An 11,270-nucleotide genomic window follows, 5' to 3' on the forward strand; every position below is an offset into this window, starting at 1 on the left:
AAATGTGACGAATCACAGGTAGGGGCCTCTTGGTGTCGGGGGTTCCGTCGTGCCGTTCACTCCTTGCCGATGCGCTTGAGGAGGTCTTCGCGCCTGGCGTCGAGCTCGTTGACGAGGATCTCCTGCTCGTCGGCCTGGTTGATCATCATTGATCGTTCGACGGGGTCGGTGGGGCCGAGCTCTCCGACCTGCCTGCGCATCTCGGCGACCTCGCTACGCAGTCTCTCCAGATCCTCTTCGACCTGCCGCAGTTCTTCCTGAAGGCTCATCTGCTGTCCATACCCCTGCTTTCGGCCTCGACTCCCGGCCGCGGCCGCCTCGCCGGGTCCGCCGCTCCCACCTCGCGCCCGCCCGGTGACGGGAACCTGACCGGACCGGCCGGTGTACCTCCCGCATGAGACGAATCCTTGTCCTCCTGGCGTTCATCGTTCCCCTGCTGACCCTGGCCGCACCGGCGAGGGCCGGAGGCTGGGCGATCACCGTGATGGACCCGGTTCCCGCGAAGACGGACCCGGACACGACGTACACGCTCGGCTTCTGGCTGCTCCAGCACGGCACCCACCCGTACCTGGGCGACGACCTGGGTGAGGTCGCGCTGAGGTTCACCGACGGGAAGAAGAACCTCAAGTTCGTCGGGGTGGAGCTGACGGAGCCCGCCCACTACGCCGCCGCGATCTCGCTGCCCAAGGGAACGTGGGAGGTGGAGGCCGTCCAGGGCTGGTTCGCGCCATACCGGATCGGCACCCTCACCGTGCCGGGAGGGCTGGAGATCGCCCCGGTTCCCAGTGAGCTCAGGCAGTCGATCGCCGCCCAGCCGCCGCAGGAGCACTGGGGGGCGATCCGGCCGCCGGCCGTCCCCCTGGGCGATCCCGCCTCCGGCGCTCCCGCCACACCCGTCGCCACCCCGGCGGCGGTGCCCGCGGGGGGTTCGCCCGGCGGTACGACCACCGTGGCGGTCATGGAGCGCGGCTCCTGGTGGCGGCCCTCGTACCTGGTCGCGGGGCTCCTGGGGGTCACCGCCCTCGCGGCGCTGGCCTACCGGGTGCGGCGGCGCTGACGGCCGCGTTCTCCGCGGCGGCCCTCACCGGGCAGGGGGCACCTCTGGAAGGCGTCGCCGAGGACGTCGGGCGGGGTGTCGAGGGCCGTGCCCCGCGGCCCTTCGGCAGGGGAGCCCGTGACACCGGGGCGCCACGGGCTCCTCAACACCGGCCGGCCGGTCAGTCATCGTCCCGGTCGTCGTGGTCGTCGTGGTCGTCGTGGTCGTCCCGGTCGTCCCTGTCGTCGGCGTCGTCGTCCGCGGTCTCCCGGTCCTGCTCCAGGATCGCGCCGGTGGTGGCGTCGATGTCGAAGTCGTGCTCGACATCGCCTTCGCGGAGTTCGACCTCCCAGTTGGCGGGAGTCTCGTCGCCGTCGAACTCGATTTTGACGAGCTTGGCGCCGGGCACCTTCTGCTGAGCGATCCTGACGGCCTCGTCCCGCGAGATCTTGGCCTCCGCCTCGCCGGGCGCGGGGGTGCTCTCGGTGCCGGACGTCGGGTTCACCGGGGCGGGAGTCGTCGCGGTGCCGCTGGGGGCCGGGGTGGGGGTCAGGGTTCCGGCGGAGGCGACCGCGCCGCCTCCGGCGATGACGGCGAGAAGTCCGGTGGCGGCGATGGTGAGTTTCGTAGTGTTTCGCATGCCCACGAGCCTGCCGGGTGCCCCGTTAGTGGCACGCTGCGCCAACCCTAAAAGCAGGTTAAGGCCCGCCGGTCGGTTCAGCGGACGGTTTCGCCCGCCGCGAGGGAGAGCAGGCCGAGTTCCTCGCGGGTCGGCAGGCCGTGCCAGTCGCCGTGGGTCGCCACCGCGAACGCACCCAGGGTGACGCCGCGGTCCAGGCGGCCCGCCGGCGGCAGGCCGTCCAGCAGCCCGGAGAGGTAACCGGCCACGAAGGCGTCCCCCGCACCGATCGTGCTCGCCACCGGGACCGGACGGGCGGGCAGCGCGACACGGTCGTCGGCCGTCCAGACCTCGGCACCCGCCGCCCCGTGCTTGACGACCACCTCATCCACCCCCGCCAGGAGCGCGCCCTCGGCACCGCCGGACACGACGAGCGCCAGCTCGCCGTCCGAGGCGACCAGCACGTCCACGTACGGCAGCAGGCCGCCCAGCACGGCCGACGCCTCCGTGGTGTCCCACAGCCGGGCGCGGTGGTTGACGTCGAGGCACACGCGCGCGCCGAGCTCGCGGGCCCGCCGCACGGCGTGTTCGATCGCGGCCCGGGGCTCCGGGCCGAGTGCGGGGGTGATGCCGGTGACGTGCAACACCCTCGGCGTCCCCCCGCCCACCTCACCGTCCCCGCCCGAGCCCCCGCGTCCGTCAGAGGTCAGCGCGGCCGCCACATCGGCGGGGTTCAACCGCGATCCGGCCGATCCAGACCGGTAGTAGTGGACACGGGCGACGTCGCCGATCCGGTTCTCCTGAATGAGCAGGCCCGTCGGGTGCTCGGGGTCGACCCGGACCGCGCGGACGTCGACGGCCTCGGCCCGCAGCGTGCGCAGCACCAGTAGCCCGAGCTCGTCGGCTCCGATCACGCCCGCCCAGCGGGCGGTGTGGCCGAGCCTGGCCAGCCCGATCGCCACGTTCGCCTCCGCCCCGGCGACCGAGAGCCCGAGGCTGCCCCCGAGACGGAGCGGACCCGCACCGTGCAGGGAGGCCATCGCCTCTCCGACGGTCAGCACGTCGATCATGTGCCGCCCGCCGTTCCCGTCCGGTGTCGTCACCGGTTCACCGCCTCCGGCAGGCCGTCGGGTCTCATCGAGTGTCAAGGCCGCACCGCTTTCAGGAAGCCGCGGGCGCGTTCCCGCAGCGCGGCCAGATCGCCTCCGTGCGGGGCGTCGCCGACCAGGGGAGAGCCCACCCCGACGGCCACGGCCCCGGCGTCGAGGTAGGGGCGGACCTGGTCGGCGCGCACGCCGCCGACCGGCACGAGCGGCACACCGGGAAAGGGGTCGAGCAGCGCGGAGAGGTAGCCGGGTCCGCCCACGGAGGCGGGGAACACCTTGACGGCGGTCGCTCCGGCGGTCGTCGCGTTCCACACCTCGGTCGGCGTCATCGCGCCGATCAGGGTGGGAAGGCCCAGCTCGATGGCGTGGGCCGTCCCTTCGCCCATGGCGGGGGTCACCGCGAAGCCCGCTCCGGCCGAGGCGGCGGCGTCCGCGTCGGCAGCGGTCAGCACGGTTCCGGCGCCGAGGACCACGGCGTCTCCGAACTCGGCACGTACCCGGGCGATGACGTCGAGCGCCCCGGTGCCGGTGAGCGACACCTCCAGGACGTCGATCCCCTCCTCGACGAGCGCGTACGCCGTGCGGAACGAGCCCTCCGGGTCGCGGCCCCGGACGATGGCCAGCAGGCGCCGCTCCCGGAGCAGTTCGAGGAGGCGGGCCGTTTCCGGGAATTCCATGATCACCACTCCGCCATCGAACCGTCGTCGTGCCGCCACAGCGGGTTGCGCCACGCGTGGGGCCGCTTGTCCGCCCGCCGTACCGCCTGCTCGTCGACCGTCACGCCGAGGCCGGGCAGCGGGGTGCGGTGGGCGTACCCCTGAACGAAGGCGAACGGCGTGGGGTCGAGGACGTAGTCGAGCAGCTCCGCGCCCTCGTTGTAGTGGATGCCGGCGCTCTGCTCCTGGATGAGGAAGTTCGGCGTGGCGAAGGCCACCTGGAGGCTGGCGGCCAGTGCGATCGGCCCGAGCGGGCAGTGCGGCGCGAGCTGTACGTCGAACGTCTCGGCGAGCGAGGCGATGCGCCGTACCTCGGAGATGCCGCCCGCGTGGGAGAGGTCGGGCTGTGCCACGGCGAGCCCGGAGCCCAGCACGGGCAGGAAGTCGGAACGGGAGTACAGGCGCTCGCCGAGCGCGATGGGCACCTCGGTCGACGCGGTGAGCTCGCCGAGCCGGTGCAGGTACTCCGGCGCCAGCGGCTCCTCGACGAACATGGGGTGCAGGTCGGCGATCGCGGCGATGATCCGCCGTGCGCTGGCCGTTCCGGCGCGGCCGTGCAGGTCGACGGCGAAGTCACGGGAGGTGCCGAGCGTCGCCCTGGCGACCTCGGCGCGCTCGACGACGGCGGCCAGGCCCGCCGCGCCGATCGACCGGTCCATCAGGCCGGACCCGTTCATCTTGATGGCGGTGAACCCGGCCTCGACCTGCTTCTCGATCGCCTCGCGCAGCTCGCCGGGGTCATCGCCGCCGACCCACGCGTACGCCCGGACACGGTCCCTGACCGGTCCGCCCAGTAGCGCGTGCACCGGCGCCCCGTAGTGCTTGCCCGCGATGTCCCACAGCGCCTGGTCGAGCCCGGCCACCGCGCTCGACAGCACGGGACCACCCCGGTAGAAGCCCCCCTTGGTCAGCACCTGCCAGTGGTCTTCGATCCGCAACGGGTCCTGGCCGAGCAGGTGTTCACCGAGGACCTCGACCGCCGCCCGCACGACCTCGGCCCTGCCCTCGACGACGGGCTCCCCCCAGCCGACGACGCCGTCGTCGGTCTCCACCCGGCAGAACAGCCAGCGCGGAGGGACGAGGAACGTCTCGATCCTCTCGATCTTCACTTTCCCTCCAGGTGTAGCCGTTCGACGTCGTTCCACGCCTTGGCCAGCAGATCCCGCATCGCGGCCTCGGCCGCGGCCTCGTCGGCGGCCCTGACGGCGTCGAGAACCGCCAGGTGGCTGGGCACCGGGTCGTCGCTGTCGCGGGAGCCGTGGACGAGCCGGTCGCGCCCGGCGAGCCCGGCGCCCATCACGACCTCCATGCGTACCAGCAGCTCGTTGCCGCCCGCCGCGAGCAGCGCGCGGTGGAAGAGCAGGTCGGCCTCGACGACGGCGCCGGGATCGCCCGCGTCCCCCGCCTCGGCCATCCGGTCCAGCGCGGCCTGCAGTTCCTCCAGCTGCCCGGGGGTACGGCGCAGCGCCGCCAGGCGGGCGACCGGCGGCTCGACGATGGCCCGCAGCTCATGCAGGTCGCGCAGGAAGCCGTGGTCGGGGCGGCCGGCGAACTTCCACCGGATCACGTCGCCGTCGAGCAGGTTCCAGTCGGAACGCGGACGCACGTACGTGCCCAGCTTGGGCCGGGCGGAGATGAGCCCCTTGGCGGTGAGGACCTTCATCGCCTCGCGCAGCGCGGTCGAGCTGACGCCGAGCCTGTCCTGCAGGACGGACACGTCGAGGGGGTCGCCCTCGCGGCACTCACCGCTGAAGATCATCGCGGCGATCGCCTCGACGGTCTGTCCGTGGAGGCCCCGTCCGCTGTACACAGCCATCATGCCGAGTCCTTCACTATGCTCCATCCGCCGTCGACGACCAGCGACGCGCCCGTGACGAACGAGGCCTCGGACGACGCCAGGAAGGAGATGACCGAGGCGACCTCCTCGGGCGAGCCGAACCTCTGTAGCACGGTCGCCCTGACACTGCCGGCACGGCCCTCCTCGTCGACCCGGTCCCAGGCCGGGGTCATGATCGGCCCGGGGATGACGCAGTTGACGCGTACGGCCGGGCCGTACTCCACCGCGAGCTGCCGGGTGAGCGCCGTCAACCCGCCCTTCGCCGCCGCGTAGGCGGGATGTCCGGGAAGCCCGACGAGAGCGTGTACCGATGAGGTGATTACCATGGCGCCACCGGTGCGAGCAAGATCGGGCAACAGCCGGCGGGCGGCCAGGAAGGTCCCGGTGAGGCTGACACCGATCTGCCGGTTCCACGAGTCGAGCGACGTCTCGTGCGCGGGCGCCACCTCGACGGTGTACGCGTTGCTGACGACCACGTCGATCGGTCCCCGTCCGGCGATGCGGTCCCAGGTCTCCTCGCGGCTCACGTCGCCCGCCAGGAAGGTGGCCTCGCCACCCGCCGCGCGCAGTTCGGCGACCAGCGCCTCCCCGGCCTCGGACACGTCGACGACCAGCACGGAAGCGCCCTCGGTGGACAGCTGCCTGGCGGTCGCCGCGCCGATGCCCGACGCGCCTCCGGTCACCACGGCGCTCCTGTCGGCGAAGCGGCCCGTCACGCGTCCTCCTGGCGGATCACCGTGACGTCGTGGGGCGCCAGCTCGACACCCGCGGCGTGTACCGGACGGTCTCCGTGGTTGAGCAGGAACAGGAATCGGCGGCCGTCTCCGGCGACCCGCGCCACCGCCTCGACGCCGTCGGGGAGGTTCGGCAGGACGGGGGAGACCTCGGCCAGGCGGAGCGCGTCGCGGACCAGTTCGCGCATGGTGTCCTCGTCGGGGCGGGTGCCCAGGTAGGTCGCGGTGCCCGAGCCGAAGGTGTGCCGGGTGACCGCGGGCAGCCCGGCCAGCGGTCCGTCAGCGTAGGCGGCGAGCTCACTCGCGCCCTCCGGCACGATGTGGTCGGCCCACAGGTCGGCCGTCCCCCCGAAGCCTCCGGCGTTCCCGGTGCCTTCCCGGTCTTCCGGGCCGCCCGGGACCAGCTTGACGCGCTCGCCTTCGCTCAGCGGCCAGAACTCCTCGATCCGCAGTCCGAGCGGTTCGCGCAGTGCCCCCGGGTAGCCGCCGAGGCGTACCCGGTCGCACTCGTCGGCGATGCCGCTGAAGAAGGACACCAGCAGGTGCCCGCCCGCCCGCACGTACTCGCGGAGGTTCGCCGCGGCGGCGTCCGAGCACAGATAGAGGTTGGGCACGACCACCAGCCGGTAGCCCGACAGGTCGGAGTCCGGCGGCACCACGTCCGCGGTGACGTTCTCCCGCCAGAGCGGCGTGTAGTGCGCGCGCAGCCGCTCGGGCAGCTTCAGCTCCCCGGGTCTGGCGTCCAGTTCGAGGGCCCACCAGTTCGCCCAGTCGTGCACGATCGCCACGTCGGCGTGGACCCGTGAGCCCGTCACGTCGCGCAGTTCGCCGAGCTCGGCCCCCAGTGCGGTGACCTCGCGGAAGATCCGGTTGTCGGTTCCGCCGTGCGAGACGATCGCCGAGTGGAACTTCTCGGCGCCGCCCGCGGAGGCGCGCCACTGGAAGTACATGACCGCGTCGGCGCCCCGCGCCAGCGCCTGGTGGCTCCAGAGCCGGTTCAGACCGGTGTGCTTGGGCCGGTTCGGCGGCCGGTAGCTGATCGCTCCCGCCGCGCTCTCCATCATCAGGTACGGCTGCCCGCCGCGCAGCGAGCGCATCAGGTCGTGGAAGAGCGCCGCGTCGACGTGGGCCCGGGGGTCCTTGGGCTCGGGGTAGATGTCCAGCGCCACGATGTCGAACTCGGCGGCCCACGAGAAGTAGTCGACGGACCGCCACAGGCCCATGACATTGGTCGTCACCGGGACGCCGGGGGTCAGTTCCAGCAGCGCCTCGCGCTCGGCCCGGTAGCAGGCGAGCAGGGCGTCGGAGCTGAAGCGCCGGAAGTCGAGCTCCTGGGCGGGGTTGGTCAGCGTCGGGGCCGTCCTGGGCGGGTGCACCTCGGCCCAGTCGGTGACGCGCTGGCTCCAGAAGGTCGTCGACCAGGCGGTGTTCAGCGCGTCGAGGTCGCCGTACCGCTCGCGCAGCCAGCGCCGGAAGTCCGCCGCGGAGACCTCGCAGTAGCACTCGTCCAGGTGGCAGCCGTACTCGTTGCCGACGTGCCAGAGCGCCAGGGCCGGGTGCTCGCCGTACCGGACGGCCAGCCGCCGGGCGAGCGCCACGGCGGCGTCGCGGTAGACGGGGGAGCTGGGGCAGTAGTGCTGACGCGACCCCGGCCACAGGGTGACGCCGTCACGGGTGACGGGCAGGGTCTCCGGGTGCAGCCGGGGCAGCCAGGAGGGCGGCGACGCGGTGCCGGTGGCGAGGGACACCGCGATACCCGCCTCGCCGAGCAGGTCCATGACCTCGTCGAGCCAGCCGAAGTCGTACTCGCCGGGGGTGGGCTCGACCGTGGCCCAGGAGAAGATGCCCAGGGTGACGAAGTTGACCCCGGCCTCGCGCATCAGCCGGACGTCCTCGCGCCAGACGTCCGGGGGCCACTGCTCGGGGTTGTAGTCGGCGCCGAAGCCGAGGCCGTCCAGCCGGTCGTAGAGGTGGGTGATCCTGTTCAACCCTTGACGCTCCCTGAGGTCAGGCCCGCGCGCCAGAAACGCTGGAGCGAGGCCATGGTGAGGATGAGGAGGAGCGCGGACACCGCCGCGCCGGTGACCGTGAGCTCGTAGAAGGCCGGGTCCCTGAAGGTCTGCGAGTTCCACTGCGCCAGGCCCAGGGTGACCGGGTAGAGCCGTTGGTCGGAGAGCATCACCAGGGGCAGGAAGTAGTTGTTCCACACGCCGATGAACTGGAACAGGAAGATCGTGACGAGCGCCGGACTCATGATCTTGAGGACGATCCGGAAGAAGATGCGGTACTCTCCGGCGCCGTCCAGCCGCGCCGCCTCCAGCAGCGCATCCGGGATCGCCGCATTGGCGTGGATGCGCGCGAGATAGACCCCGAAGGGACTGACGACGCTGGGCAGCAGCACCGACCAGAAGGTGCCGGTGATCCCCACCTCGCTGAAGATGAGGTACGTCGGCAGCGCCAGCACCGTGGCGGGCACGAGGACCCCGGCGAGGACCAGGTTGAACAGCACCTCCCTGCCGGGGAACGGATACTTGGCCATGGCGTACCCGGCGCCGGCCGACAGCAGGGTGGTGACCAGCGCACCGGCTCCCGCGTACAGGAAGCTGTTCAGGATCCAGCGGCCGAACAGGCCGTCCTCGGTGCCGAACAGGCGGCCGAGGTTGGTGCCGAGCTGCGGCTCCGGCGACCAGAGCCCGAAGGTGCCGAACAGGTCGGCGGAGCTCTTCGTCGCGGCGATCAGCACCCAGACGACCGGCAGCAGGAAATAGACCGCCGCCGCGCCCAGCAGGGCCAGCACCACGACCGACGAGGGACGGATCCGCCTCACCATGCCCGGTTCCCCTTCCTGTTGACCATGCGCAGGAACCCGAACGAGATGACGAACGACATGATCGCGATCAGCGTCGCCTCCGCGGACGCGAGGTGGATGTTGCTCTGCGCGAAGGCCTGGTTGTACGCGGCCAGGTTCGGGGTGTAGTCGCTGTTGATCGCCGTGGTGAGCGGTTTGAGGACCAGCGGTTCGACGAAGAGCTGGAGCGTTCCGATGAGGGTGAACACCGTGATCAGGACGAGCGGGGCACGGACCAGGGGGATCTTGACATGCCAGGCGATCCGCAGCTCGTTCGCGCCGTCCACCCTGGCCGCCTCGTACAGCTCCTGCGGGATGGCCTGGAGACCGGCGATCAGCACCAGCATGTTGTAGCCGGCGAACTGCCAGGTGGAGATGTTGGCGATGGCCAGCAGCACCGTGTCGGGACCGAGGAAGTCGTGTGGCAGGCCCGCCGCGGCCAGCAGGTCGATCAGCGGGCTGGTCTGCGGCACGTACAGGAAGCCCCACAGCAGGGATGCGATCACGCCGGGCACGCCGTAGGGGAGGAAGAAGGAGACCCGGAAGAACGCCCGGAAGCGCGCGCGGGCGGAGTCCAGGAGCAGGGCCAGCGCCAGCGCGCAGACCACCATGATCGGCACTTCCATCAGGCTGAACAGCAGCACCCTGACGATGCTCCCGACGAAGGCGGGCGAGGTCAGCGCGGTGACGTAGTTGTCGAGACCGGCGAAGTCCAGGGTCGGCTCGGTCAGCCCGAGGCCGCTGCTGGTGAGCTTGAAGAAGCTCTGGTAGACCGCGTAGCCGATGGGCGCCAGAAAGAAGAGCGCGAAGACCACGAAGAAGGGTATGACGAAGACCGCGACGTGTGACCGGGAGCGGCGGGGGTGCCGCGGACGCGTGTGGTCCGCCTCCGCTCCGGCCTTCGGCGTCTCCCTCTGCAGCACCCCCGTCACCGTCAGCCTCCCGTCACCACGTTGAGGCCCTTGGCCTTCAGCTGCTCGACCATCGCCTGCTGGCTCTTGGCGAACGCGTCCGCGAGCGTGCCCTCGCCCTGCACCGCGGCCTTGGCGTTGTCGGTGACCGATGCGTACAGCGCCTCGCTGACCGGAGGCCAGCGCCAGTCGCCGCTGACGGCCGCGTCGGCCTCCTTGAAGACGTCCCAGATGTTCTGGCCGCCGTAGAAGGGGAAGACGGTGTCGTCCTGCTGCAGGTTGGTGATCTGGCCGGTGTCCTTGACCGACGGCCAGCCGTACCCGGCCGACAGCAGGATGTTGACGCTCTGCGGGTCACTGTTGAGCCATACCGCGAAGGCGGTGGCCTCGGCGGGGTGCTTGGTGCCTTTCAGCACGGCCGAGGAGGAGCCGCCGGCCCAGCTGGCCGAGGCGAACCCGGTGCTGCCCGCCCACTGGGGCATCGGGGCGACGGCCCACTTGCCGGAGGTCTTCGGCGCGTTGCCGCGGATGATCGCGTCTCCCCAGGAGCCGCCGATCCAGCCGACGACGCCGCCGGTCTGCAGGTCCTTGTACCAGGCGTTGGACATGTCGGCCTCGGTCTTGACCAGCTTGTCGTCGAGCATCTTCTGCCAGAAGTCGGCCACCTTGCGGGTGTCGGGGTTGTCGATCGTCACCTTCCAGGCGTCGCCCTCGGTGCCGAACCAGCCCTGCCCGGCCTGCTGGGCGAGGGCGATCAGCCAGGGAGCCTGGTTGGCGGCGAAGGTGGAGATGTAGGAGTCCTTGTCCTTCTTCCGGATCGTCCTGGCCGCGGCGGCGAAGTCGTCCCAGGTCTTCGGGGCCTCGATGCCCCACTTGTCGAACAGGTCCTTGCGGTAGTAGAAGCCCATCGGCCCGCTGGCCTGCGGGATGGCGTAGACCTTGCCGCCGAAGACCCCGGTCTGCCACTGCCAGTCGACGAACGTCGACGCGTGCCGCTCCGCGTGCTGGGTGATGTCCTCCAGCGCCCCGTTGACCAGGAAGGAGGGCAGGGAGTCGTAGCCGACCTGGGCCACGTCGGGCGCGTTGCCCGCCTTGACGCCCGCGAGCATCTTGGCGTAGCCGCCGTCGGGGCCGGCGGTGATGGTCTCCAACTGGACCTTGATGCCGGGGTGGGAGGTGTTGAAGGCGTCGACCGCCTTCTGGATGTTGGGCACCCAGGACCAGAACTTCAGGGTGACCGGCTGGGCCGGGTCACCGCCCGCCGGACCTGCGGCGGGCTCGCCGGACGCGCCGCCGCAGGCCGCGGTCACGCCCAGTGTCACGGCCGCGGCGGCCACGGCCGCAAGCCGCGCCACCCTCGGCATCTTCGATCCCATGTTGACTCCCTGTGAACGGAGGAGATGCCCGGTGGACAGCTTCCGGGCAGTGCCTGGCAGACCTGCAGGATCCGATTACCGAGGGAC

At 71.4% G+C, this 11,270-nt stretch carries 12 protein-coding genes; 1 reads left to right on the forward strand and 11 read right to left on the reverse strand.

Annotated elements, in window-relative coordinates; all coding sequences use genetic code 11:
- Positions 1 to 56: 56 nt before the first annotated feature.
- Positions 57 to 269, reverse strand: coding sequence for a hypothetical protein (locus ACFQVD_RS42850; protein WP_343966907.1), 213 nt, complete (start codon positions 267 to 269; stop codon positions 57 to 59).
- Positions 270 to 394: 125 nt separating this feature from the next.
- On the opposite strand from ACFQVD_RS42850, the gene ACFQVD_RS42855 reads away from it, so the two are divergent.
- Positions 395 to 1,057 (forward strand): hypothetical protein, encoded by a 663-nt coding sequence (locus ACFQVD_RS42855; protein WP_343966905.1) that lies wholly within the window; start codon positions 395 to 397, stop codon positions 1,055 to 1,057.
- 160 nt (positions 1,058 to 1,217) lie between these two features.
- Here the strand turns inward: ACFQVD_RS42855 and ACFQVD_RS42860 are convergent, their stop codons facing one another.
- The 10 genes from ACFQVD_RS42860 to ACFQVD_RS42905 form a co-directional block, all read right to left on the reverse strand.
- Positions 1,218 to 1,676, reverse strand: coding sequence for a PepSY domain-containing protein (locus ACFQVD_RS42860; protein ID WP_343966903.1), 459 nt, complete (start codon positions 1,674 to 1,676; stop codon positions 1,218 to 1,220).
- A gap of 77 nt (positions 1,677 to 1,753) precedes the next feature.
- Positions 1,754 to 2,758, reverse strand: a complete 1,005-nt coding sequence (locus tag ACFQVD_RS42865; RefSeq protein ID WP_343966901.1) for a sugar kinase — start codon at positions 2,756 to 2,758, stop codon at positions 1,754 to 1,756.
- Positions 2,759 to 2,799: 41 nt separating this feature from the next.
- Positions 2,800 to 3,438 (reverse strand): bifunctional 4-hydroxy-2-oxoglutarate aldolase/2-dehydro-3-deoxy-phosphogluconate aldolase, encoded by a 639-nt coding sequence (locus ACFQVD_RS42870; RefSeq protein WP_343966899.1) that lies wholly within the window; start codon positions 3,436 to 3,438, stop codon positions 2,800 to 2,802.
- Positions 3,439 to 3,440: 2 nt separating this feature from the next.
- A complete protein-coding gene (dgoD, locus tag ACFQVD_RS42875) occupies positions 3,441 to 4,586 on the reverse strand; it encodes a galactonate dehydratase (RefSeq protein WP_343966897.1) in 1,146 nt (381 codons plus the stop codon).
- Positions 4,583 to 5,296, reverse strand: coding sequence for a FadR/GntR family transcriptional regulator (locus ACFQVD_RS42880; RefSeq protein ID WP_343966895.1), 714 nt, complete (start codon positions 5,294 to 5,296; stop codon positions 4,583 to 4,585). Before ACFQVD_RS42880 ends, dgoD begins: the two co-directional genes overlap by 4 nt.
- Positions 5,293 to 6,030, reverse strand: coding sequence for an SDR family NAD(P)-dependent oxidoreductase (locus tag ACFQVD_RS42885; protein WP_343966893.1), 738 nt, complete (start codon positions 6,028 to 6,030; stop codon positions 5,293 to 5,295). Before ACFQVD_RS42885 ends, ACFQVD_RS42880 begins: the two co-directional genes overlap by 4 nt.
- On the reverse strand, positions 6,027 to 8,036 hold the full coding sequence (locus ACFQVD_RS42890; RefSeq protein WP_343966891.1) for a beta-galactosidase: 2,010 nt from the start codon (positions 8,034 to 8,036) through the stop codon (positions 6,027 to 6,029). Before ACFQVD_RS42890 ends, ACFQVD_RS42885 begins: the two co-directional genes overlap by 4 nt.
- Entirely contained in the window at positions 8,033 to 8,878 is an 846-nt protein-coding gene (locus ACFQVD_RS42895) for a carbohydrate ABC transporter permease (RefSeq protein ID WP_343966889.1), read from the reverse strand. Before ACFQVD_RS42895 ends, ACFQVD_RS42890 begins: the two co-directional genes overlap by 4 nt.
- Positions 8,872 to 9,828 (reverse strand): carbohydrate ABC transporter permease, encoded by a 957-nt coding sequence (locus ACFQVD_RS42900; RefSeq protein WP_343966886.1) that lies wholly within the window; start codon positions 9,826 to 9,828, stop codon positions 8,872 to 8,874. Before ACFQVD_RS42900 ends, ACFQVD_RS42895 begins: the two co-directional genes overlap by 7 nt.
- 2 nt (positions 9,829 to 9,830) lie before the next feature.
- Complete coding sequence (locus ACFQVD_RS42905; protein ID WP_343966884.1) at positions 9,831 to 11,183, reverse strand: ABC transporter substrate-binding protein; 1,353 nt, start codon at positions 11,181 to 11,183, stop codon at positions 9,831 to 9,833.
- Positions 11,184 to 11,270 lie beyond the last annotated feature (87 nt).

This window comes from Streptosporangium amethystogenes subsp. fukuiense, from assembly GCF_042665875.1.
Classification (GTDB): domain Bacteria; phylum Actinomycetota; class Actinomycetes; order Streptosporangiales; family Streptosporangiaceae; genus Streptosporangium; species Streptosporangium fukuiense.